Raw genomic sequence first — 23,567 nt, forward strand, 5'->3', positions numbered from 1 at the left:
GTACAAAGAAAAAATAAATTATTCAATAAATCAAGTAAAGATTTGATTTTTTTGAAAAACGATAACAAATTAATTTTATTGTATCACAATTTAATTATAAAATTTTCATTTATTTTGTAATTCAGAAATTTCAATAATAAATATGAAACAAAAAGTATCGATTTTATTCCTATTCGCTTTTGTATCATCATTTTGGGCTCAAAGAACAACCATTGAATGGAACGGCTCTAAAATCCAAGATTTTGGTGAAACAAAACTGAATGTCCCAAATTTCAAAAATGAGGGGTTTTCATTTGGCCAAAATAATATTTTTATATCAACTAAACAAAAAATAGGGGAAAGAGATTTAAAAGTTTCAAATCTAAACTGGGAAGCTGTCTCATATAAGGAATTGTATGAGATTAAGAAGGATTTCCTCCCTAATCGCGATATTGCCGATATCAGTTATTATTATTTTGAAGGAGAAAGATATGCAAGTATTTCCGTTGCTTTATTTAAAAACGAAAAGGGGAAAATACTAAGGCTTTCTTCATTCGACGTTAACGAAACTACCGTTAATACAAAAAATATCGCTGCTAAAGTAGGAACTACTACCAATCCTCTTTCTACCGGAACCTTTTATAAGATAAAAGTAGACAAGTCGGGTATTTTTAAAATTACTACTCAATTTTTAAAAGATAACGGAATCAATCCGGGTTCTATAAATCCTAAGAACTTTAGAATTTATGGAAACGGAGGGATTATGCTTCCTGAACATAATCAGGATGTGAGATACAGTGCTCTTCAGGAAAACGCCATACAGGTAGTAGGAGAAGATGATGGCGTTTGGAATGATAACGATTATGCCATTTTCTATGCGCAGGGAACTAATGGATACAATCTCTATGATAAATCCAACGGAAACGGCTTTAAGAGATACGAAACAAGAAATAATGTAAGTAATAACTTAAAAAACATTTACGAAGATTATTCTTATTATTTTATCAACTTTGATAAAGGAGCAGGAAAAAGAGTACAGTCAGCGGATATCAACCTTCCTTCTACCCCTCTGATTACAAGATACGATAGTTATCAAGTGGTTAATAATGATCAAAAAAACCTACTAAAAATAGGTAGAATCTGGGTAGAAGATTCTCCTTTCACTACTGATAAAACTGTAACATTTACTACAAACTCACCCATACAAGGTGGAGATGTAATAAGATATAAAGCACAAGTAATTGGATTTAAGTCTCAGCAGAATTCAGTTGAATTTAATATCAACAACCAAAACTTCGTAACACGTACTGTTCCTCCAAACGATCCAAACTTCGTGTATGATTATCTTCCACTGAAATATGAAGGAACCTTAAGTAATTTACAAGGAAATCAAATTACCCTTACTTGCAAACCTAATATAAGTACCAATCCTAATGGAGTATTTTATTTTGATTATTTGGAAGTTCAATATAAAGAAAACTTAAGTTTCAACGGTTCACAAATGAACTTTAGAGACTTTTCTCTTGTAAGTGGCAGCAATACTTCTTATGGTTTCAGTATTAATAATGCTTCAAATATAGAACAGGTTTGGGACGTTACAGATATTACAAATGCCACAAGAAGAGTAAATAAAGCGACAGGGAATGCTATTTTTAATTTTGGATACGTTGCTTCCGACCCGAATTTTAATAACGAGTTCGTAGCGTTCAGAAATGATGCGGCTTATTCTCCTCAGTTTGTAGAAAGAATAGGAAATCAAAATCTTTCAGCATTACAAAATGTGGATTATCTGATCCTCACTATTCCTGAGATGATGGGACAAGCCCAAAGATTAGCGAATTACCACCAGACAAAAAATAGTTTTAATGTACAAATCGTAGATATTAATAAAGTATACAATGAATTTGGCAGTGGAAGCAGGGATCTTACAGCTATCAGAGATTTTGTTACTAAACTTAACACTCCATCAGGAAGTTTAAAATATGTTTTTTTATTAGGAGATGCTTCTTATGATTATAAGAACCGAATTTCCAACAACACAAATGTTGTTCCAAGTTATGAGAGTGAAGAATCTCAGGATTTCGTAAGCTCCTTTGTAACGGATGATTATATTGTAATGACGAGTCCACAACCTCCAACAAATTTATTCTTGTATAATACCTTGCCAGACCTTCCGGTAGGTAGAATTCCTGCTGCAAATGTTACCGAAGCTACTAATATGATGGATAAAACGCTTGCCTATTACAATTCTTTATCCGGCCAGTCAACTCCTTTTGGAGAATGGAAAATGAAGCTTGATTTTGTAGTAGATGATGATAATGACGGTGGTGTTCCTTTCCATACTGTAATGAATAATACCTTAGTAAATACATTTGAAACAGGAACTCTTCTTAAAGAATACAATGTAAGAAAGTTATATTTAGATGCATTCCAGGCTCAAAGTACTGCAGGTGGACAACGTTACCCTCAAGTAAATCAAGCCATCTCCAATGATATAGGAAATAGTCTCTATCTATTTTATTTTGGCCATGGAGGAATCAATGGTTGGGCACAGGAAAGAGTATTGACTTCTGATGAGGTACAAAATGCCAATAATTTCTCTAGTGTTTACAGCAGATTTCCGTTCGTTTCCACTATTACTTGTGAGTTTACACTTTGGGATGAACCAAGTACTTTTTCTGTGGGGGAACAATTTATAAAATTGAAACAAGGAGGTACCGCAGGTATGATTACCTCAAGTCGTGCTGTAGGGGTAGATTATGGAATACAGTTCACCAATCTTTATACTCAGCAAATGTTTAAGCTTACCAACGATGATTTTATCACTATTGGAAATGCTCATTTAAATGCAAAAAAACTAAAACCGGGAGACTCGAACCACTTAAAAGTAAACTTCTTGGGAGATCCGGCTATGAAATTAAGCAGACCTCAAAGATTATTGGTAATAGATAATATAGAAACTCCTGTTCCGGGATTGATAAGAGGTCTTGATTTCGTAAAAATAAAAGGACATATCAATAATCCTAATGGAACAACCAATACTACTTTTAACGGAAGAGTTGTTATTAATATTTTTGATAAAAGACTTAATAAATCTACTTTAAATAATGATGGAAATCTAACCCCTATACTAAACTATACTGAAGAAGGAAGTGCTATCGTAAAAGCTTCAGGAACGGCTGTAAATGGAGTATTCACTATTGAATTCTACGTTCCGAAAGACATTAACTATGCAGTTGGACAAGGAAGACTATTAGGATATGCAGACAATAAGGCAACAGATGTATTTAATAATCAGGCAGTACAGGTAGGAGATATTAATCCTAACGGAATCAATGACAACGAACCACCAAAAGTAAAATTATACATGAACAACACCAATTTTGCAGATGGTGGTATTACAAACCAAAGCCCTATGCTGCTTGCTTGTGTTACTGATGATACAGGAATAAATTCTACAGGATCTGGTATTGGTCATGATATTACCGTATATTTAGACGGTCAAATTATTAATACCGTTGTCTTGAATGATTTTTACTCTTCAGGAGAAGGAAATGGATGTTTAAATCCTAGTTTGGCAGATTATCAAAAAGGAAATGTGACGTATCCTTTCCGAAATCTAGCAATAGGACAACATCAATTAACATTTAAAGTTTGGGATATAAACAATAATTCGACAACTGCTACGTTAAATTTTGAGGTTAAGGATGAAGCCGATCAGCATTTAATTATTAACAGACCATTAAACTGGCCGAACCCATTTACTAATAAGACATATATTCAATTTGAACATAATTGTGATGATATTTTAGATGTGCATGTTCAAATTTATACGATTACAGGAAAATTAGTAAGAACTTTGTCTCAAGCAGTTGTTGCAGAACCCTTCTTACAAGGCTTTAGAACACCTCGCCAGGCAATAGAATGGGACGGAAAAGACGATTTTGGTGATACAGTAGCAAAAGGTACGTATATTTTTAAGATATTTGCAAAAAGTCAAAATCAAGAAAAATGTAAAGGAAGTGCTACAGCTGTAGAAAAAATGGTACTTTTGAAATAATTTTAAAATAACAAAAACAATAATATTAATAAAAAACTGATAATATATTAAAAGACAACATATGAATTTAACTACTAAACTGCTATTAGGAATTGGTTTAAGTGCTGGTTTTTTAGGCTATTCACAAGACCTGAGTAAGGTGAATCCTGTATTAACCGGAGCTCCTTTTCTAAGAATTGCACCAGACGCCAGAGCCGGAGGTATGGGAGATCAAGGGGTTGCTACCTCTCCTGATGCATTTTCTCAATTTTGGAATGCCGCAAAATATCCTTTTAGCAGAACGAGTTCTTCCGTAGGTATAAACTATACACCATATATGGGAAAACTTACTAATGATGTTTTCCTTCTTTATGCAGCTTTTCATAAATTTTTAGGACAAGAAGAAAGATCTACCATCTCTGCGAGTATTTACTACTTCAACATGGGAGAAGTTAATCTTACCTCTTTCGTAGATAATCAGGTACAGTCTAACGGGGTTTCAAAACCGAACGAATTCTCTATTGATGTTGCTTATGCTCTAAAACTTTCTGACTCTTTCTCAGGAGCTGTTACCGGTAGATTTATCCGTTCAGACTTAGCCGGAGGATTCAATACTGATACAACATTGAAACCTGCTAACTCTTTTGCGGTTGATGTTTCTGCATATTATACCTCTCCTAAGTTTTCCAGCTTTGGAGGTATGGATGGGAAATTAAATGCTGGTTTCGCATTGCAGAATCTTGGTCCAAAATTAGACTATACAGGAAATGAAGAATCAAGATCTTATCTTCCAACAATGGCAAGACTAGGAGTTGGTTACGATATGTATCTTGATGACTTAAATAAAATTGGTCTTAGTGTAGAAGGTTCAAAAATTTTGGTTCCTGGTTCTGAATATGTCGGAATCGATCCCAATACAAGACAGCCTATCTATGCGGTTCCAAACGTAGGAGTAATGTCTGGGATCGGAAAATCATTTAAAAATAAAAACTCTATCATGATGAGTGGAGCATTAGAATATTCTTATGACAATGCTTTTGCTGTGAGAACAGGTTACTTCCATGAAAGTGAAGAACAGGGAGCAAGACAATATGCTACTGCCGGTATTGGATTAAAATACCGTTCTTTCGGACTTGATGTGTCTTACCTGATCAATATGTCTAAAATTAATACGGCTTTAGATAATACGCTTCGTTTCGGTTTAACCTGGAACATTGGAGAGGAAACATCTAATGTAGATTATTAAATAAACATAATATAAAAGCTCAAAAAAGTCTCATTTTTATGAGGCTTTTTTATTTTTCAATAATTATTTTTGTAATATGAACTATTCATCGGAGCTCAAAAAATTCGTCACCAGTCAATACGTGTATTCTGCGATCAGAATTACACTGGCGACGGTTTTACCATGTTTAGTTCTTGCCCATTTCGGAATCTTAAAAGAATACTTCTTATTTCCTCTGGGAACAAGTTTTGTAGCTTTAACGGATCAACCCGGTCCTTTTATCCGTAGAAGAAATGCCTTAGCTTTTGCCATTATCTGCTTTGTTGTTGTTGCCCTCATTGCAAGTTTGGTCATGACCGTTAAGATTCTTGTTTTTGCGGAAATTATTGTTTTCGGAATGTTCTTCTCTTTAATTGGAGTTTACGGACAAAGATTGGCAGCAGTAGGTTCACTTTCCTTGGTTGTACTTGCTATTTTTATTGACGGGCATCTTACCGGAGCCGATATTCTTAAAAGTTTACTGATTTTCGCTTCAGGCTGCATTTGGTTTTTATTAATATTCTTAATTGTAACAACTATTCAGCCTTACAAACTGGCAAGTCAGATGATTGGAGAAAACTATCTTCAGCTTGCCGAGTTCTTAAAAATAAAAGCCAATTACTATCAAAAAAATCCGGATTTTGATAAGCTTTCTATACAGGTTATTGCCAAACAGATTGAAATCAAAAACCTGCAGGAAGATACCCGCGAAACCGTTTTCAAGACAAGAACGATTGTCAACGAATCTACCACAACCAGCCGTTTGCTGATGCTGATGTTCCTGAACTCTATGGATCTTCACGAAAAGCTTATGACTTCTGAAAGTGACTATCAAAAGCTTCAGCAAAGTTTTGATGACAGTATGATCCTGGTAAACATTCATGACTATCTTAATCTTCTTGCTGAAGAGATCACCAATATCGGAATTGCACTTCAGATCGGCACCAGAGCGAAACCTCTGTTTGATCTAGAACTTGAATTAAAGAATTTAAATCATGTTTATTTCGACCTGAGAAACGAGCGAATTTCACCTGATAACTTTGAGAATTTCATGATTCTACGTCAGATACTAATGCGTATCGATGAGATTACTAAAGAAATCAATGAAATCTATAAGGTATTTTCCCAAAATGTAAAACTGGCAAAAAGTCTTTCTACAGGGTTAGATCTTAGAAAATTCATGCCTAATGAAGAGAAACTTAATTTTAAAGTTTTAAGAAATAATATATCATTCTCTTCCTTACATTTCCGCCATGCCCTAAGAATTACCATTGCCTTATTGCTGGGCTATTCTTTTTCTCTGTTTCAGCTTTTAGGAATTGGTCATACGTACTGGATTTTAATTACCATCACGGCTATTTTGAAACCCGCCTACTCCATTACCAAGAAAAGAAATCTTCTCCGGTTGTACGGAACGATTGCGGGGGCTATCATTGCTTATGGAATCCTGCATTATATACATATTAATGAAGTTTTGTTTACGATACTTCTTATAAGCATGGTGATGTGTTTCAGCTTTTTAAAAGGGAGATATTTTTGGGCTGTTTTGTTTATGACGATCTATGTTTTCCTGAGCTTTAATTTTTTAAGTCCCGGAAAAGTAAATATTATTTTCAAAGACAGAATTCTGGATACCATGATTGCAGGAATCATTGCCTCGTTGGTGTCATATGTTGTGCTTCCTGTTTGGGAGCATACACAGAATCTAGAACTGATGAAAAAATCTGCAGAGTCCAATTTTCTTTATTTTCAAAGTGTGATTTCTAAATTTTTAGATGAAGATTTTGATATTGAGGATTATAAAATGAAACGTAAAAACGCAATCATTTCATTAGCCAATCTTTCCGACAGTTTCCAAAGAATGATCTCGGAACCAAAAAATCAGCAGAAAAAACTTGAAGTGGTTCATCAGTTTGTAGCCACATCACATTTGATTACCGCTTATACCGCTTCCCTTTCTCAATACGTAAAAAATGATGAAAAATACCCTGAAATAGATTCGGAAGGATGGGGAAAAAAAATAGAAGCAGAACTTCAGCAGGTTTCCAAACTTCTGAATGGAGATAAAATCAGCGAATCTTTAAAAATGAGAAGCCGTATCGAGCCTGAAGATTCATCTTTTGACGATTTAATCTTAAAAAGAAAAACCGAGCTTGCCGAACATGAAGCCAGAAATTACAGAGATCCCAGCAAAATTTCGCATTTAACTGAGTTAAAAAATGTTCATGATATTCTGGAGCTTATTTATGATGTGGCGAAAGAACAACGAAAAGTGATTGAAAAGTACAGAAATGAATCGGAAAGCGCAGCAGCTTCTGAACCTATTCCTCAACAATCGTAAAGCAATAATCATCAAAAAACTCTACCCTGGCTTTTAGTTCATCAGAAATATGATCATCATGTACTCTGCATTTGATGTGATGAAGATGCTTTAATTCGAAGGGTCTTACTTCATAATGTTTTTTCAAAGACCAGTGTTTGGAATGGTGAATTTTATACATACTTTCCTTCACACTCCAGATAATGGTATAAAAAGTAACTTCATTATCGAAAGGAATAAAGCCACGTTCGTTTTCAAAAGTAAATTTGTCGATAACCCTTAAAATCTTAGGATTAAATTTTTCAAGATCAATCCCGATTTTATTTTTTGAAATAGCAATAGCAGCAAAGGGAAAAGAATGGGTAATGGAAATTTCAGCATCTTTAGGCGAAAGAAAAGGCTCCCTGTCTTTATATAAAATTTTAGAATGCGGTTTCAGACCTTTCAACAGTTTTCTTACCATTAATACTTCCAATAGTTTTTTCGGATGATAATCCTTTACTTTTTCAGCATTTTCAGGCTCTAAAAGTTTATCCGGATTCAATTCTTCGTTTTCATCATATTTCCAAACTAGAATTGTGGCGGTGTCATCAGAAAAATCACGATAGAGAGGCATTCTTTTTTTTCCGATAAAAATAATGAAAAGAAATCATATAAAAATTGAAGGTTAAAAAAGGGATAAACAAGGCTATTTAAAAATCATGTTAGGATTATTGAAAACTTAAATAACTTCCTTGATTCAGCATTCAGCCCTATTTATTTTCAATATTTTTTTATCTCCAAAACAAGGTGTTTTTATATCTAGATTATATGTTGTAATTTTGCAATTCGTTATAAACAGAATTAAAAATTATTCATCAGATATGAGTACTACAACACAATACATTCCTTACAAAGTAAAGGATATTTCCCTAGCGGAGTGGGGAAGAAAAGAAATTACCCTTGCAGAAGCTGAAATGCCTGGTTTGATGGCAATCCGTGAAGAATACGGACCATCTCAGCCATTAAAAGGTGCTAGAATTGCAGGATGTCTTCACATGACTATTCAGACTGCAGTTTTGATCGAAACTTTGGTTGCTCTTGGAGCAGAAGTTACTTGGTCTTCTTGTAATATATTCTCTACTCAGGATCACGCTGCTGCTGCTATTGCTGCTGCAGGAATCCCGGTTTATGCTTGGAAGGGTCTTAATGAAGAAGAATTCGACTGGTGTATTGAGCAAACTTTATTCTTTGGTGAAGACAGAAAGCCATTGAATATGATTTTGGATGATGGTGGAGATTTAACCAATATGGTTTTTGATAAATATCCTGAATTCACAAAAGACATCAAAGGTCTTTCTGAAGAAACAACAACCGGAGTTCACAGATTGTATGAGAGAATGAAGAACGGAACTTTGGTAATGCCTGCAATCAACGTAAATGATTCTGTAACTAAATCTAAATTCGACAACAAATACGGATGTAAAGAATCAGCAGTAGATGCTGTAAGAAGAGCTACGGATGTAATGTTGGCTGGAAAAAGAGTGGTAGTTTGCGGATACGGAGACGTAGGTAAAGGTACTGCTGCTTCTTTCAGAGGAGCCGGTTCTATCGTTACGGTAACTGAAATCGATCCAATCTGTGCGCTTCAAGCTGCAATGGACGGTTATGAAGTAAAAAAATTAGATACTGTTGTTGATAACGCAGATATCGTAATCACCACTACAGGTAACTTTAACATCGTAAGAAAAGAACATTTCTTAAAATTAAAAGATAAAGCAATCGTTTGTAACATCGGTCACTTCGATAACGAAATCGATATGGCTTGGTTAAACAAAAACTATGGTCACACAAAATCTGAAGTTAAGCCACAGGTTGATCTTTATACCATTGAAGGTAAAGAAGTAATTATTCTTGCTGAAGGTAGATTGGTAAACTTAGGTTGTGCTACAGGTCACCCATCTTTCGTAATGTCAAACTCTTTCTCAAACCAGACTTTGGCTCAGATCGAACTTTGGAACAATTCTGCAGCTTACAAAAATGAAGTATATATGCTACCAAAACATTTAGATGAAAAAGTAGCTGCTCTTCACCTTAAAAAATTAAGCGTTGAGCTGGAAACCCTTTCTCCTGAGCAAGCTGATTATATCGGTGTAGATGTGAAAGGTCCATTCAAACCTGAATATTACAGATACTAATAAATTTAGTAGTATTATAGATAAAAGGACTCTTCAAAAATTTGAAGAGTCTTTTATTTTTGAGGAAATATTTATTAAAAAATAATATATTTGGCCTCACTATACAAAAAAATATAATTAATGAAAAAACAAGGAGTATCGAATGCATTTGTTGCGGCATCCTGGATTGCTTTAGGAGCAGGAATGATTGGCTTTATTGTAGGTTTGGCAAGAGCAGAAATGCAGCTTAATGAAAAAGGCTATTATTTTACCATCTTATTATACGGTTTATTCGCCGTAGTTTCTTTACAGAAAGCTGTTCGTGACAGATTGGAAAATATCAAAGTAACTGATATTTATTATGGCATCTGCTGGTTTGCAACCTTATCATCTATTGTTTTATTAGCGATAGGATTATGGAATGCCACCATTCTGCCAAGCGAAAAAGGATTCTATGGATTTGCCTTTTTACTGGCTTTATTCGGAGCCATTGCGGTTCAGAAAAACACAAGGGACAATATGATACAGGAATAACATAAAAAACTCTCCAAATTGGAGAGTTTTTTATTATTTATCATAATGATTAGGATGATGAGCTTTAATATCATCTACCGTTCCCAATACTTTATCCTTTAAAGAATCCTGATATTTCTGAAGGTTTTCTGCAATCTTTTCATCTCCTGTTCCCAGAATTTTTACTGCTAAAATTCCGGCATTCAAAGCACCGTTCAAAGCAACCGTTGCTACCGGAATTCCTCCCGGCATTTGCAGAATCGATAAAACAGAATCCCATCCGTCAATAGAATTGCTAGACAAAATAGGAACCCCGATTACAGGCAAAGTTGTACAGCTTGCTACCATTCCCGGTAAATGTGCTGCTCCTCCTGCTCCCGCAATAATTACCTTCAACCCTCTTTCTTTTGCCGTTTTTGCGTATTCAAACATTCTTTCCGGTGTTCTGTGAGCCGAAACTACTGTTAATTCATATGGAATATCTAAAGACTTCAAAAAATTTGCTGCTTGTTCCATAATTGGTAAGTCACTCTGACTCCCCATAATAATTCCTACCATCTTCAATTTATTAGATGTTCAAAGATAAAGAATTAATAAGTCTGAATACAAAAACCAAAAAGTAAAATTCAAATTCTGTTCCCTAAAAAACATCATTAACTGTACCCATTAAATTGCTTCTAAAAAAAATATCTTTACGTGTTACATTGCTATCACAAATTGAAAGATTATAAACTCCTTTTAGCCGTTATTACCGTTGCCGTTGTCTGGGGAACAACATTTCTGGCAATCCGTGTCGCTGTAGAAACCATTCCGGCTTGGTTTGTTGCAGGTATCCGTCAGTTTCTAGCTGCCATCATTATGTTTCTGATATTAATTTATAAAAAACAATTCCGATGGATTGGCTGGAAAAGCTTAAAACTTCAGATTATTTTCTCAATCCTCATGTTAGTTATAGCGAACGGAATGACTACCGTAGCTGAAGAAACAGTTTCCAGCAGTTTAGCTTCATTAATTAATGCTGCCTCTCCTATTCTGGTGTTTTTAGGAAGTGTGGCCATCGGTCTGCAAAGATTTAGTTATAGGGCATTAACAGGCGTATTATTATGTTTCAGCGGAATCCTCTTTATCTTTTGGGACGGGCTGAAAGATTTGGCAAACCCTGACTATAAAATGGGGATTATCTTTCTTTTCTGTGCGATTTCAGGATGGGCTTCAGGAACTATTTTCACAAAAAAGCTGAATATCCAGAGCGGTAATATTTCCTTAAATTTATTTTATCAATTCTTATTCGCGGGGATTGTCCAAATTATTTTTGCTTTCATTTTTTCAGATAACTACAATTTTGAAAACTGGTCATTAAAAAGTATTTCTGCTATGCTTTATCTTGCTGTTTTCGGATCTGTAACAGCATTTTTCGCTTTTCATTATGCCTTGACAAAAATTTCGCCTGTTCAGGTTTCTATCATGGCGTATGTAAATACAATCATTGCAATCTTTTTAGGCTGGTTGATTTTAGATGAGAATATTTCTGCTAAATTTATCGTGGCTGCGATTTTGATTATCTTAGGTGTGTTTATTATTAATTATAAACCGGAGATGTTTAAAAAACAGAAGATTGAATAGAACCCGTTATATTTGTAGCCAAATTAATTATACAAACTATGAAAAAAATTATTTCAATATTTCTAATTTTTACCTCATTATTTATTTTTGGACAAGATGTAAAATTTACAGATGCAGAAATTCAACAAAAGCTAGATTCTATAAAGGCAGAAGGTAATTTATTATTTTCCTTAGAAAATGCATCATGGCATTCTACCGACCTTGCACAAGAGAATAAAAAAATCAAAGGGGAACTTGGTAGTTATCTTACTTACAAAACCAATGATACGATTAAAACTGTTTTTCTTAAAAAAGATCAAAAATTAATTATTGCAGAATATTCTTTCAAAAATGATTCAAAAAAACCAGTAAAAGAAAATTTTGTACAAAGAAGTCTAAATCCATTAGAAACATCATTAAACAATGTACGTTCAAAATTAATTTCTCAATTGCCCGATCCTAAATATGAGGTGGAAATTCCTGGAGGTTTTAATCTAAATATAATTACAATTCCTTTTAACGAAAACTATAAAAATTACATCATTACGGGAGCATCTCAAAACAATATTATTCCTTTTGGAAATGATTATCTATTTATTACAGATAAAGAAGGCAATATTACCTCAAATAAAAAATTTCATTCAAGACTGATTGCTACAATGACAGCAATGCAAGAAGGAAGTGTAATAACACAATCTACACACAGTCACTTAAGAACCAATCCGTTCATTTCCGCAACAGATATTTGTACTTTTAAATTATATGCCCCATTCACAAAAATGGAAGAATTTTCTGTTTATTCACCAGCTTTGGGTAGCTATATGAAGTATAATTATAAAAAAGATACAATAAGTAAATCTAAAGATCTTAAATGATGAAAAAAGCATTTATAATTTTCACTTCAATCTTATGTTTACTTATTATTTCAATCGCAATCTACTGGAATTTACCCATTAAAATCACCAGAAAATCCGACATAGAAGCTGGAAATAAAATAATAAAAAGCATCGAAGCTTATCAGAAATTAAACGGTAAACTTCCTGAAAATAATGATTGGAAGACATTAAAAAGATTAGGTTTTAATTTTGAGGATTCTGTATCTTATCTTAGTTATGCAACAGATAATAACGGTAATTTTGAAGTGGCTTACCTAGAAGGTTTTGATGGACCTTATTTATTGTGGAATTCCACAGAACGAAAATGGTCGATTAATCAACTAAAAATCTATAAATAAAAAAGACTGCCGAATAGCAGTCTTTTTCAATATCATGAATTAGATTATTCCGCAATCACTCTCACCATTCCTTTCACCATCACCAATTTTTCCATCAATTCTTCTCTGGAATCTGCTAAAACATTAATATGCCCCATTTTTCTTCCCGGCTTGGTTTCCGTTTTTCCGTATAGATGGACATAAGTTTCAGGCAGTCTTAACACGTCTTCCATTCCTTCATAAATCACTTTTCCTGAGAATCCTTCTGCTCCAACTAAATTCAGCATTCCGCTGTAGATAATTGCATCCGTATCTGCCAAAGGTAAATTTTTCACGACTCTGTACATCTGCTCAAACTGGGAGTTTGTATTTCCTTCCTGACTTTGGTGTCCAGAATTATGCAGTCTCGGAGCGGTCTCATTTACCCAGACTTTCCCTTCTTTATCAAGGAACAATTCAATCGCAAAAAGTCCCGGAGAATTGATCGCACTTAAAAATTTTTCGGTAATAGAATTAATTTGCTCTTCAATATCCTCTTCTAAAAAAACCGGGCAAACATTGAAATCCAATAAGTTTAATTTAGGATCAGCAACCATTTCCGTTACAGGGAATGTCTTGGTCTCTCCGTTTTCGTTTCTGGCAACAATTACGGAAAGTTCCTTATCAATATCAACCAGCTTTTCAATGACGGAATCCTGAACCCAAAGGTTTTTCATATCTTCAGCAGTACGAATCACCTGCACGCCTTTTCCGTCGTACCCACCTGTATTCATTTTCTGTACAAAAGGAAGCGGCATTTTAATCTCGTCGGAACTTCCGTCCATCACTTCAAATTCCGGACTTGGAATATCGTGAGCCTCATAAAACTGTTTTTGAAGAATTTTTTGTTGAATGGATTTAATGATGTTAGCATTCGGAACTACTTTTATTCCTTGGTTTTCCAATTCGGCTAAAGCGTCTGCATTCACATGCTCTATTTCGATCGTTACGACGTCTTTATCTTTACCAAAGTTCAGCACCGTTTCATAATCATTGAAACTTCCCTGTGTAAAGTAAGAAATATTATGGCAGGGTGCATCTGAAGCAGGATCTAATGTATAAAATTCATCATCATATTTTAATGCTTCCTGAATCAGCATTCTTCCAAGCTGCCCTCCTCCTAAAATTCCTATTTTCATTTTTTTACTTTTATTTTTTTCTATTAGATTTATTTTTTATTTTAAAACTTACAATTGTCATTCCGACTCAGGAGGAATCTCTTCCTCAGCAGTAGATTCTTCACTTCACTTTTGAACTTCGTTCGTAAACCTGCGGCTTATGTTCAGAATGACATAAAACCTTTATATTTTATTAATATTTAAATATCCTAAACCCATTGGGTTTTCCTGATTTTCTGCATCAGATTTCTCCAATACAATTGAATATTTTTCCTTCATTTTTTGAGGAAGAATATCAGTCACATTAAAAATATCATCAATATCTACCCCGTGTTTATCATCAATATGACTTACCGCTCCTTCAAATCCCATCGTCTCATAAAACTTGGTAGCTTTTGCTTTTTTCACAATGTCCCCCATAGAAGTCCCGACCATCAGATGTTGTTCATGAAATTCTTCAAAAAATCCCCTTTTATATCCTCCAAGATTAATAAAATACAGTTGCTCTTCGGAAATTCTTTCACTTTTTTCTATGATTTTCACCTCGTATCCATCAGCAAATTTTACTTCCTGATAACAGTCCAGGTGAATTTTTCCCTCTGCTTCTTTCCAGAACTCTTTCATATCAGGAATCAGATCTTTTAAATTTTCCGCAATTCCGAAAAATACGTCGTGCTGCTCAATATTTCTGCCTTTAGGTGTCGCTCCAAGAATAATATAGAATAATTTCAGGTCTTTTTCCATACCGCAAAAATACGTTAAATTTATCTTTTTTAAACGTTTGGCAGACTAACGCAATAGTTTTATATTTGTAGCATGTCAGAAATCATTATTCTCTTCCTTGGAGCAATTTCGGCAGGCCTTTTAGGTTCACTGACCGGTTTAGGAGGAGGAGTCATTATTATTCCTCTATTAACGCTGGGTTTCGGCGTTCCTATGCATTATGCTATTGGTGCTTCTTTAATCTCTGTAATCGGAACTTCTTCTGGGGCCGCCGTTGCTTTCGTAAAAGAAGGTTTTACCAATATGAGAATCGGAATGTTCCTGGAGATCGCCACCACAGCCGGAGCAATCATCGGAGCTTTAGTTTCCGGAATGTTAAATCCGAATACCATTGGGATTATTTTCGCCAGTATTCTTCTTCTGACCGTTATTCTTAATTTAAAAGGTAAGCCGGATCACCAGGAACCTGTGATTAAAGGCAGCCTTGAAGATAAATTAAAACTGTACGGAACTTTTCCTGATAAAGGAGTTTTAAAAAGCTATTCCGCAAGAAATACAGTGCCTGGATTTTTAATGATGATGTTTGCCGGTGCTATGTCCGGTCTATTGGGAATTGGATCCGGAGCATTGAAAGTTTTGGCGATGGACAACATGATGAAGCTTCCTTTCAAAGTTTCTACAACAACCAGTAACTTTATGATTGGAGTAACAGCAGTTGCCAGTTCACTGATCTATTTTCAGAGAGGGGAAATCATTCCGGTTATCGTTGCTCCGGTTTTGATTGGTGTTGTCGTTGGAAGTTTTATCGGATCAAAAACTTTAATGGTTTCAAAAACTAAAAAACTGAAAACCTTCTTTGCAATTGTTATTACAATTCTTTCAGTTTATATGATGTATAACGGTATTAGAAGCAATTTCTCATGAGAAAGAATTTTACAGATGCTGACCTTAACCGTTCTGTTGGAAATCTTCTTCGATTGGGCGTTATTTTATCAGTTGCCACTTCACTGATTGGTTTTATCAAGCTTTTCTCAGAGGGCTTTCAAATGCCTAAAAAATACAAACTTCTCGATATGGGAAGTTCTTCCGAAAAGGTATGGGGACAATTTTGGGATTCGCTTTGTAAAGGGCAAGGAATGGCCATCATTCAGTTGGGAATTTTATTGTTAATCTTCACTCCTTTAATGAGAATTATTTTTGCTTTAATAGGCTATATGAAAGAAAAAGACTACGTATATGTAATCATTTCCTCTATTGTTTTAGCGATTATGGCCATCAGCTTCTTTACGGGTTATGCCCACTAATTATTACATTTCGTAAAACTCTAACGGAAGTTGATCCGGATCTTGGGTAAAGAAAAACTCCTTACCTGTAAATTCATCTATTCTTATTTCTTCGCAGTTGAGCCCTTTCTGAATGAGCTCCTGACGTTTCTGACCAACATTTTCAACAGAAAAAGCCAGATGCCTTAATCCACAAGCTTCCGGACGTGAAGGTCTTGCCGGAGGATTGGGAAAGGAAAAAAGCTCAATTATATAATGATCTCCGATAGCCAGATCCAGCTTATAAGATTGTCTTTCTTCACGATATACTTCACGAATGATATTCAGCCCTAAAGTTTCAGTATAAAATTTTTTGGAAACTTCATAGTTTGAGCCAATAATGGCGATATGATGGATTTTCATTATTTAATTTCTTTACAGTTATCTTTTCTTCTTGTATCGATTATATATTGGATTTTCCATTCTTCATTCTGTTTCACCAATTGAAAGCTATTGGCTCCGCAATGGGAAAATTTTCCTTTTAGGTAAAATGAATAGGGCGTAAAAACACTCGCCAGGTTTCCGTCTACATGAATCGCTTCAATGGTAATTCTTTCATCCAGATCATTTTTTCCCACTTTAGAAATTGAAGCTATAAAATCTTTTATTTCTTCGTTTTTCACTCTATCTTTTGTAATCGTCTGAAGAATGGCCGTATCGGAAAAAGCAGAATGCAGTAATTCCGGATCAGCATTTTTCATTCCTAAAAATAAGTTTCGGATTGGCTTTTCGATTTCCTGATTCTGATTTTGCTGACCGAAGTATAAATTCCCAAATAACAGAGCAATAACAGCTATTTTATTCATACCATATATTTGCTAAGTGAATAAATAAAAATAATGAAAATTCCTTTTAAACTCAAATTTAATTGATAAACTTTACATCATAATCCATTTGAAAACTTATAAAAATTAATTACATTTATCCGTTTATAAAAAAATATGTGGATATTCTACCTGAGTCTAACTGTTTTGTTATTGATTTTAACTTTATTACCTAAAATTCAGCATTCTCATTGGGTTTTTCGTGTTCCTGAGTTTGGTAAAATTCAAATCACTTTTCTTATACTTTTTACCATAGGATTAGGATTTACAATTCATTCATCCGAAAAATTCTGGTACTATCAATGCCTTCTTTTTGTGATGTTCATTCATCATAGTGTTACTCTTGTAAAATATACTCCTCTTTATCCTGTTAAAAAATTTTCCCAGAAATATCATTCATCTGAAAAACTGCATTTTATCTCGGCAAATGTTTATCAGTTTAATAAAGAATATGATCGGTTTATTCAGCTCGTAAAAAAATATCAGCCTGAAATGTTTCTTACCATGGAAAGTAACGGAGATTGGGAACAAGCAATCGAAACGCTGGAAAAAGAGTATCCTTATCAACATAAGGTAACTTTAGAAAACACTTATGGAATGCATTTCTATTCGAAAATAAAAATAGAAAGTTCACATACCCATTATTTTGTGGCAGATGATATTCCCAGTATTGAAGCGCATCTTAAAACTAAAGACGGGTTTTCTTTTGTCTTTTTTGGCGTTCATCCTCCACCTCCAAGTCCTACTGAAGAAAAAACTTCTAAGGAAAGAGATGGGGATCTTTTAAGTACTGCAAAAAGAGTAACAGAAATAAAAAAACCGGTTATCGTTGTTGGGGATTTCAACAATGTAGCATGGTCAAAATCATCTATTCTTTTCAGAAAAACAAGCCACCTCATTGATCCTCGAATCGGAAGGTCATTTGTATCCACTTTTCATGCAAAATACCGTTTACTAAGATTTCCAATTGATCTGATGTTTCATACCGAAAATATTTTTATTGAAAATCTTAAAACGCTTGATAATTTTGGATCGGATCATCTTCCGGTATATTGTGAATTTTTTATTGATCATGAGCAGGAAGAAAAACAGGAGGAACGAATAGATCATGCCACACAGGAAGAAAAAGCTGAGGCTAAAGAAATGATCGAGGAAGGTAAAAAAGAAGACGGACAACGTGACACTATCGTAACAGAAGATTAATTAAAATACTTTTACCTAAAAAGAAAAACGGACAAAAGTCCGTTTTTTTATCATTATATCTTACTTTTAAAACCTCATCACATCTTTCACCACTCCGTTTTTCTGGGTAAATGGTAAAAGTTCCTGATTGATAAAATCTTCAATTTTGTTTTGCTCCAGATCATTCGGAAAAAGTAAATGTACATTGGCACCTGCATCAAGCGTAAAAAACAACGGTAAACCCGTAATTCTCCTGAAATCCCAGATTCTGTTGATCACTTCCAGTGTTCCGGTTTTCATCAGAATAAACGCAGGATCACTCATCATCATCATCGCATGAAGTGTCAAAGCTTCATGTTCCACCAATTTGATGAAACTCTCCATATCTCCATTTGCTAAAATTTCTTTCATAGGTTCGAAGTTCTCTCTAGCTTCCTGAAATCTTCTTTCCGCATAAGGATTGGTATTCATCAAGCCATGTCCAACTGTAGATGAAACACTTTTCTGGCCTTCGTGAATCAGCAGAACCCAGTCATTAAAATTTTTGAAAATATCATGAATTTCATCATTCGGATATTGTACCGCAAATAAATCTGAGCTTCCTCTTACCTGAGATTCTCCCCAAACCACTAATCCACTGTACAAGCTTCGGCACGCACTTCCACTTCCTAATCTTGCCAAAAATGATGCTTTTCTTAACGATTCCTCTTCAGAATCTTTTCCTGAAAAAATTTCATCCAGCTTCATAAGACATTTTGCAATCGCCCCGAATCCCGAAGCTGAACTGGCAATTCCTGAACTGTGAGGAAAGGTATTTTCTGTCCTAATGATATATTTTCCTTTCAAAATCCACGGAAGATACTGCTCTATATTGTTGAAATATTTTTCTATTTTTTCAGCAAACTTGATTTCTTCATTTCCTGCTAAAAAAGTCTGTACCGAAAATGGTTCATCAGCTAAAAATTCAATCGTTGTATTCGTTTTACAATGATTCAGCGTATAACTGATACTTGGATTCGCAGGAATCTGGTGGTCATATTTTCCCCAATATTTGATCAGGGCAATGTTTGACGGACAACTTTCCGAAACTGTTTGGTTATTTATTATAAAATCTTTCTTTCCTAAAAATTCTTGTGTCGTTACCATAATTGAGTTTAAATAATAAACTTTATTTTCTTATACCACCTCAATCTTTTGTGGTCAATTTTAATACATCTTTTCAATCACATCCGCATATTTTTTCAGCACTACATTTCTTTTTATTTTCAATGTAGGCGTGATCTCTCCGGAGTTAATTTCAAATTCGGCAGGCATTAAAGTAAATTTTTTCACCTTTTCAAAGTCTGATAAATGAGACTGTAATTCCTGTATTTTTTCTTTATAAAAATGAATTACTTTTTCATTTTTCACCACCTCCGTCCAGTTGGTATACGGAATATTATTTTTCTTGATAAAATCCTGTAAAAATTCGAAATTGGGAACAATAAGTGCGGAAACAAACTGTCTTGCTTCTGCAATTAAAACAATTTGCTGAATGAAATTATTATTGGTCAACAAATTTTCAATCTGTTGCGGAGCAATATATTTTCCGTTGGAAGTTTTCATAAGATCTTTCAAGCGGTCTGTAATCGTAAGGTTTCCTTTGTCATCAATTTTTCCGGCATCACCGGTTTTAAACCATCCATCTTCCGTAAAGACCTTTTGAGTTTCCTCAGGTTTGTTGTAATACCCTTTCATGATCCCGTTTCCTCGGGCCTGGATTTCATCATCCTGATCAATACGGATTTCCACTCCCGGTAAAGCTTTTCCGCTTGTTCCGTGCTCGAAATGAGTTAAAGGAAACAACGTTAAAGTTGCCGTAGTTTCCGTCAGTCCATACCCTACCGTAACATGAATTCCTACAGATTCGAAGAATTTGGTGACTTCCGGTGATAAAGAAGCTCCACCACAAGGTAAAAACCAAAGCCTTCCTCCCATTCTTTCTTTAATTTTACTGAAAACAAGCATTTCAGCAAAAGTTTCTTTTATTTTTAATCCGAAAGGAATTTCCTTTTCGTTTCTTTTTAATTCTGCAGTCTGCCATCCAATTTCTCGAGCCCAGTTGAAGATTTTTTTCTTTAATGATGAACCTTCTTCTGCCTTTTCCAATACTCCTGCATAAATCTTCTGAAAGAATCTCGGTACAGCGCACATCATCGTTGGCTTTACCTCTTCCAGGGCTTTTGCTATGTTTTTAGGGTCTTCAAGAAAATAGACACGAGCTCCACCATATAAACATAATAAGCTCCAGCTTCTTTCGAAAACGTGACTCAATGGTAAAAATGCCAGTGAAAGTTCTTCTTCAAAGTTTTTAAATTTAAAAAATTCGAAATGAGCATCGAAAGCTTTAATAAAGTTTCCGTGTGTTAACATTACCCCCTTTGGAGTTCCTGTTGTTCCGGAAGTATAGATTAAGGTAGCAACATCTTCATCTTCTTTTTTACAGATTTCAAGCTTTGAAGACGATTTAGCAATAAAATCTTCCAGATAAAAGCTGCTGAATTCTTTTTTGATCCAGACTGCTTTTTTAGAAACAATAATGGTCTTAAGTTCGTTATCTTCCTTATGTAAAAGTTCCAGACACGCATCATACTGAGCCTGATCGCCTACTAAAATAACTTTTGAATCAGAATCTTTAACGATATATTCTGCCTGTTCAGCATTATTCGTAGAGTAAATAGGAACTGTAATCGCGCCTATTGACATCGCAGCAAGATCAAAAATCATCCATTCGGAAGAATTATCTGAATAGATGGCCACTTTATCGTTTTCCTGAACTCCTGCTCCTTTAAGAGCATTCGCAGTTTTATAGATAATCTCACTAAATTTTTTCCAGCTTAATTCCTTCCATCCCGCTTCTTTCTTTTTGAAACCAATAGCAGCTTTTATAGCGTATTTCTCTACATTTTTATGGATAATTGCTTCTGCAAGATTCATTTATTTCTTCTGCTTTTTGTCGTTAATATAATTTTTCAAATGAAAATCAACACTTTCCGTTAATGGGATAAACTGATAATCAAGTTTTTTTGTGATTTTCTCGTTTGAAATCACATTCAATGCCGATATAGATTCAATATTGGATTTGGTAATAATCCTCAGTGAAGGAATAAACCATCCGAAAAGGATATTGGCCCACCTGCCTATATTTAATTGAAATTTTGAAAGAATTTTAGCATCCTTCAATCCTAAGGTTGACCTGATCTGATGTCCCAAATCAGCATATCTTTTATTTTCAGAAATCAGGATAAACCTTTCTCCGAAAGCATTCTTCTCCATCAGCTCAACAGCAATTTTAGCAACGTCTCTTATATCTACATAGCTTGTTCCTCCGGAAAATGTAAAACCGTTTTTCTCAAAAGTAGGGAAAATATCTCCGCTGCTGTTTCCCCAGTTCCCGCTTCCAACGATCATTCCGGGATTGATAATGATGGCGTTCAATCCTTCTGCAGAGGCTCTCCAGACTTCCATTTCGGAAAGGTGTTTTGAAATTGCATAAGCAGAATGTTCTTCTTTAGGATTAAAATCAGAGGTTTCGTCCAGCTCTCCTTTTTCATTAAAAGTATCAATTACCGCAATTGAACTTACATGAAGAAATTTTTTCACACCAGAACCGTCACAAGCATATAAGAGGTTTTCTGTACCTTTTACATTTGTATGATACATTTCTTTTTCATCTTTAGGATGAAAACTTACTTTTGCAGCACAGTGATATACTTCCTCCACACCCTTCAAGGCATTCTGAAGGGAATGAATATCATCAAAGTCTACGTCTACCCATTCAATTTTGTTAAAGAAATCATCGGAATTTTCCGTATAATAGGTATACGAATGTTGTACTTCATTTAAATTGCTCGTCGGTCTTTTAGAAGCACGCACATTTTTTCCCTTTTTAAGAAGCTCCAAAACGATTATTCTGCCTAAAATTCCGGTTGCACCCGTTACAAAAACCATCAGTTATTTTTACTTGATTGCTGGCTAAATTATGACAATATTTTCAATTGGTAATTCTTCATTTTGAATAAAAAAATTAACGAAAAACTACATATTGCAAATTTGCGACTTTTAAAACATATAATAAGAATTATTATCCATGAAAATACTCCACCGTTTTGAGAAAGCACTCTTAAAGCAACACATCCTTAAAATTCCAAATATAAAGCACAAAAAAAGGAAACTTATTGCTAAGTTCCCTATAAATATAATTTGTTAATATGTTTTCTTAGAAATTTTTCATAATCTGTAACATTGTTAAAATTTTCATCAATAAAAATAAACATTTATTGAATTTTCAACTACAATAAAAGATTATTTTTAAACTTTCAACAAAACTAATTTACGTCTTTTTTCCCATATTAAAGAATAAAATAGTTTTTTAAGAAAACTTTAACAAAAATTAAATCTTTTACACTGATTAATGGATCTCCAAAAAGTCTTTAACCACCGCCATAAAATCAACAGGATTATCTGCCTGAACCCAGTGTGCCGCATTTTTAACGGTGACAAACTGAGCTTTAGGAAACTGCTGTTTTATCGCAAAATGATCCTGAGGAAGAATATAGTTTGATTTTTCACCTGCAATAAAAAGTGTTTCTCCGTCAAACACCCCATATTTTATAGCATTAGAAACAAACTCATTGTACTTCTCGGAGAGTGTTTTAAGATTAAATCTCCAGTTCAGTTTTTTATTCTCATCCCAGTACAGATTCTTTGTAAGAAACTGAATGGTAGATCTTTCAGGAATATATTGACTTAAAACCGCTTCTACATCACTTCTTGAAGCTACGGTATTAAAATCAACCGTCTCCAAGGCTTTAATAATTCCCTGATGATGGGGAGGATAGGCTTTTGGAGAAATATCAACCACAATAAGTTTTTCCACTTTTTCAGGATATTTTATTGCAAACTGCATCACAGCTTTTCCACCTAATGAATGACCTAATACAAAAGCTTTTTCCATTCCGTAGTGATTCATGTAGTTAGCAATATCATCTGCCAAATCATCGTGGGACATATTCTCAGAATGAAAACTTCGCCCATGATTTCTCAAATCAATAAGATGAACCGGTAAAAACTCTCCCAAATCTTTTCCGAAGCTTCCCCAGTTATCAAGCATTCCAAACAACCCGTGAAATACCAAAAGAGGTGTAGACGAAAGGTTCTCGCCAAATATTTTTGAATTTAAAATTTCCATAATTTTATTTAAGAAGTTAGAAAATTAGAGGCCGATAAATATT

At 34.4% G+C, this 23,567-nt stretch carries 21 protein-coding genes; 11 read left to right on the top strand and 10 right to left on the bottom strand.

All coding sequences use genetic code 11. The features are described 5' to 3' along the window. Positions 1-142 precede the first annotated feature (142 nt). The 3 genes from porU to P0Y62_07920 all read left to right on the top strand — a co-directional run bounded on the left by porU (position 143) and on the right by P0Y62_07920 (position 7,623). Entirely contained in the window at positions 143-4,039 is a 3,897-nt protein-coding gene (porU, locus tag P0Y62_07910; GenBank protein WEK71479.1) for a type IX secretion system sortase PorU, read from the top strand. Positions 4,040-4,100: 61 nt separating this feature from the next. Beyond that, positions 4,101-5,264: a type IX secretion system outer membrane channel protein PorV gene (gene porV, locus P0Y62_07915; GenBank protein WEK71480.1), complete on the top strand. Its 1,164-nt coding sequence runs from the start codon at positions 4,101-4,103 to the stop codon at positions 5,262-5,264. Between the two features lie 76 nt (positions 5,265-5,340). After that, complete coding sequence (locus P0Y62_07920) at positions 5,341-7,623, top strand: FUSC family membrane protein (GenBank protein WEK71481.1); 2,283 nt, start codon at positions 5,341-5,343, stop codon at positions 7,621-7,623. Here P0Y62_07920 and P0Y62_07925 read toward each other — a convergent pair. Beyond that, on the bottom strand, positions 7,604-8,218 hold the full coding sequence (locus tag P0Y62_07925; GenBank protein ID WEK71482.1) for a 4'-phosphopantetheinyl transferase superfamily protein: 615 nt from the start codon (positions 8,216-8,218) through the stop codon (positions 7,604-7,606). The genes P0Y62_07920 and P0Y62_07925 overlap by 20 nt on opposite strands. A gap of 247 nt (positions 8,219-8,465) precedes the next feature. Here P0Y62_07925 and ahcY point away from each other — a divergent pair, with 247 nt between their 5' ends. Beyond that, on the top strand, positions 8,466-9,779 hold the full coding sequence (gene ahcY / locus P0Y62_07930; GenBank protein ID WEK71483.1) for an adenosylhomocysteinase: 1,314 nt from the start codon (positions 8,466-8,468) through the stop codon (positions 9,777-9,779). 120 nt (positions 9,780-9,899) lie between these two features. Next, entirely contained in the window at positions 9,900-10,292 is a 393-nt protein-coding gene (yiaA, locus tag P0Y62_07935) for an inner membrane protein YiaA (GenBank protein WEK71484.1), read from the top strand. 33 nt (positions 10,293-10,325) lie between these two features. Here yiaA and purE read toward each other — a convergent pair whose 3' ends face one another. Beyond that, the gene (gene purE / locus P0Y62_07940) at positions 10,326-10,829 is read right to left on the bottom strand and encodes a 5-(carboxyamino)imidazole ribonucleotide mutase (GenBank protein ID WEK71485.1); all 504 of its coding nucleotides are present in this window, start codon (positions 10,827-10,829) and stop codon (positions 10,326-10,328) included. Positions 10,830-10,988: 159 nt separating this feature from the next. Here purE and P0Y62_07945 point away from each other — a divergent pair, with 159 nt between their 5' ends. Genes P0Y62_07945 through P0Y62_07955 form a run of 3 tightly spaced genes read left to right on the top strand, consistent with a single transcriptional unit; the run spans position 10,989 to position 13,107 of the window. Beyond that, a complete protein-coding gene (locus P0Y62_07945) occupies positions 10,989-11,894 on the top strand; it encodes an EamA family transporter (protein ID WEK71486.1) in 906 nt (301 codons plus the stop codon). A 38-nt stretch (positions 11,895-11,932) separates the two neighbouring features. Further along, on the top strand, positions 11,933-12,748 hold the full coding sequence (locus tag P0Y62_07950; GenBank protein ID WEK71487.1) for a hypothetical protein: 816 nt from the start codon (positions 11,933-11,935) through the stop codon (positions 12,746-12,748). Next, positions 12,745-13,107, top strand: a complete 363-nt coding sequence (locus tag P0Y62_07955) for a hypothetical protein (protein ID WEK71488.1) — start codon at positions 12,745-12,747, stop codon at positions 13,105-13,107. The genes P0Y62_07950 and P0Y62_07955 overlap by 4 nt, the downstream gene beginning before the upstream one ends. A gap of 44 nt (positions 13,108-13,151) precedes the next feature. Here P0Y62_07955 and P0Y62_07960 read toward each other — a convergent pair whose 3' ends face one another. Together P0Y62_07960 and P0Y62_07965 are read right to left on the bottom strand one after the other, a co-directional pair. Then, complete coding sequence (locus tag P0Y62_07960) at positions 13,152-14,264, bottom strand: 5-(carboxyamino)imidazole ribonucleotide synthase (protein ID WEK71489.1); 1,113 nt, start codon at positions 14,262-14,264, stop codon at positions 13,152-13,154. A 162-nt stretch (positions 14,265-14,426) separates the two neighbouring features. Beyond that, on the bottom strand, positions 14,427-14,975 hold the full coding sequence (locus tag P0Y62_07965; GenBank protein WEK71785.1) for a DUF1543 domain-containing protein: 549 nt from the start codon (positions 14,973-14,975) through the stop codon (positions 14,427-14,429). Positions 14,976-15,059: 84 nt separating this feature from the next. On the opposite strand from P0Y62_07965, the gene P0Y62_07970 reads away from it, so the two are divergent. Together P0Y62_07970 and P0Y62_07975 are read left to right on the top strand one after the other, a co-directional pair. Continuing rightward, the gene (locus P0Y62_07970; protein WEK71490.1) at positions 15,060-15,890 is read left to right on the top strand and encodes a sulfite exporter TauE/SafE family protein; all 831 of its coding nucleotides are present in this window, start codon (positions 15,060-15,062) and stop codon (positions 15,888-15,890) included. Further along, positions 15,887-16,270 carry a DUF1634 domain-containing protein gene (locus P0Y62_07975; GenBank protein ID WEK71491.1) on the top strand — a complete coding sequence of 128 codons (384 nt, stop codon included), beginning with the start codon at positions 15,887-15,889 and terminating at the stop codon, positions 16,268-16,270. Before P0Y62_07970 ends, P0Y62_07975 begins: the two co-directional genes overlap by 4 nt. Before the next feature lie 3 nt (positions 16,271-16,273). On the opposite strand, the gene P0Y62_07980 is transcribed toward P0Y62_07975, so the two are convergent. Both P0Y62_07980 and P0Y62_07985 read right to left on the bottom strand, forming a co-directional pair. Beyond that, positions 16,274-16,651 carry a VOC family protein gene (locus P0Y62_07980; protein WEK71492.1) on the bottom strand — a complete coding sequence of 126 codons (378 nt, stop codon included), beginning with the start codon at positions 16,649-16,651 and terminating at the stop codon, positions 16,274-16,276. Further along, positions 16,651-17,094 carry a nuclear transport factor 2 family protein gene (locus P0Y62_07985; GenBank protein WEK71493.1) on the bottom strand — a complete coding sequence of 148 codons (444 nt, stop codon included), beginning with the start codon at positions 17,092-17,094 and terminating at the stop codon, positions 16,651-16,653. The genes P0Y62_07980 and P0Y62_07985 overlap by 1 nt, the downstream gene beginning before the upstream one ends. Positions 17,095-17,229: 135 nt before the next feature. On the opposite strand from P0Y62_07985, the gene P0Y62_07990 reads away from it, so the two are divergent. Next, positions 17,230-18,315: an endonuclease/exonuclease/phosphatase family protein gene (locus P0Y62_07990; GenBank protein WEK71494.1), complete on the top strand. Its 1,086-nt coding sequence runs from the start codon at positions 17,230-17,232 to the stop codon at positions 18,313-18,315. A gap of 66 nt (positions 18,316-18,381) precedes the next feature. On the opposite strand, the gene P0Y62_07995 is transcribed toward P0Y62_07990, so the two are convergent. The 4 genes from P0Y62_07995 to P0Y62_08010 all read right to left on the bottom strand — a co-directional run bounded on the left by P0Y62_07995 (position 18,382) and on the right by P0Y62_08010 (position 23,524). Then, positions 18,382-19,440 (bottom strand): diphosphomevalonate decarboxylase, encoded by a 1,059-nt coding sequence (locus P0Y62_07995; protein WEK71495.1) that lies wholly within the window; start codon positions 19,438-19,440, stop codon positions 18,382-18,384. A 60-nt stretch (positions 19,441-19,500) separates the two neighbouring features. Beyond that, positions 19,501-21,270, bottom strand: coding sequence for a long-chain fatty acid--CoA ligase (locus P0Y62_08000; GenBank protein ID WEK71496.1), 1,770 nt, complete (start codon positions 21,268-21,270; stop codon positions 19,501-19,503). After that, positions 21,271-22,284: an NAD-dependent epimerase/dehydratase family protein gene (locus P0Y62_08005; GenBank protein WEK71497.1), complete on the bottom strand. Its 1,014-nt coding sequence runs from the start codon at positions 22,282-22,284 to the stop codon at positions 21,271-21,273. It abuts the gene before it with no gap. 460 nt (positions 22,285-22,744) lie between these two features. Then, positions 22,745-23,524 (bottom strand): alpha/beta fold hydrolase, encoded by a 780-nt coding sequence (locus P0Y62_08010; protein WEK71498.1) that lies wholly within the window; start codon positions 23,522-23,524, stop codon positions 22,745-22,747. Positions 23,525-23,567 lie beyond the last annotated feature (43 nt).

The organism is Candidatus Chryseobacterium colombiense (assembly GCA_029203185.1).
GTDB classification, from domain to species: domain Bacteria; phylum Bacteroidota; class Bacteroidia; order Flavobacteriales; family Weeksellaceae; genus Chryseobacterium; species Chryseobacterium colombiense.

Excerpts from the sequence above, each read along its gene's own strand:
- P0Y62_07995 (WEK71495.1), bottom strand. The coding sequence starts at position 19,440 with ATGGTAACGACACAAGAATTTTTAGGAAAGAAAGATTTTATAATAAAT.
- yiaA (WEK71484.1), top strand. The coding sequence starts at position 9,900 with ATGAAAAAACAAGGAGTATCGAATGCATTTGTTGCGGCATCCTGGATT.
- P0Y62_07990 (WEK71494.1), top strand. The coding sequence starts at position 17,230 with ATGTGGATATTCTACCTGAGTCTAACTGTTTTGTTATTGATTTTAACT.
- P0Y62_07970 (WEK71490.1), top strand. The coding sequence starts at position 15,060 with ATGTCAGAAATCATTATTCTCTTCCTTGGAGCAATTTCGGCAGGCCTT.
- porV (WEK71480.1), top strand. The coding sequence starts at position 4,101 with ATGAATTTAACTACTAAACTGCTATTAGGAATTGGTTTAAGTGCTGGT.
- ahcY (WEK71483.1), top strand. The coding sequence starts at position 8,466 with ATGAGTACTACAACACAATACATTCCTTACAAAGTAAAGGATATTTCC.
- P0Y62_08000 (WEK71496.1), bottom strand. The coding sequence starts at position 21,270 with ATGAATCTTGCAGAAGCAATTATCCATAAAAATGTAGAGAAATACGCT.
- purE (WEK71485.1), bottom strand. The coding sequence starts at position 10,829 with ATGGTAGGAATTATTATGGGGAGTCAGAGTGACTTACCAATTATGGAA.
- P0Y62_07925 (WEK71482.1), bottom strand. The coding sequence starts at position 8,218 with ATGCCTCTCTATCGTGATTTTTCTGATGACACCGCCACAATTCTAGTT.
- P0Y62_07975 (WEK71491.1), top strand. The coding sequence starts at position 15,887 with ATGAGAAAGAATTTTACAGATGCTGACCTTAACCGTTCTGTTGGAAAT.
- P0Y62_07920 (WEK71481.1), top strand. The coding sequence starts at position 5,341 with ATGAACTATTCATCGGAGCTCAAAAAATTCGTCACCAGTCAATACGTG.
- porU (WEK71479.1), top strand. The coding sequence starts at position 143 with ATGAAACAAAAAGTATCGATTTTATTCCTATTCGCTTTTGTATCATCA.
- P0Y62_07960 (WEK71489.1), bottom strand. The coding sequence starts at position 14,264 with ATGAAAATAGGAATTTTAGGAGGAGGGCAGCTTGGAAGAATGCTGATT.
- P0Y62_07955 (WEK71488.1), top strand. The coding sequence starts at position 12,745 with ATGATGAAAAAAGCATTTATAATTTTCACTTCAATCTTATGTTTACTT.
- P0Y62_07950 (WEK71487.1), top strand. The coding sequence starts at position 11,933 with ATGAAAAAAATTATTTCAATATTTCTAATTTTTACCTCATTATTTATT.
- P0Y62_08005 (WEK71497.1), bottom strand. The coding sequence starts at position 22,284 with ATGGTTTTTGTAACGGGTGCAACCGGAATTTTAGGCAGAATAATCGTT.
- P0Y62_07980 (WEK71492.1), bottom strand. The coding sequence starts at position 16,651 with ATGAAAATCCATCATATCGCCATTATTGGCTCAAACTATGAAGTTTCC.
- P0Y62_07985 (WEK71493.1), bottom strand. The coding sequence starts at position 17,094 with ATGAATAAAATAGCTGTTATTGCTCTGTTATTTGGGAATTTATACTTC.
- P0Y62_08010 (WEK71498.1), bottom strand. The coding sequence starts at position 23,524 with ATGGAAATTTTAAATTCAAAAATATTTGGCGAGAACCTTTCGTCTACA.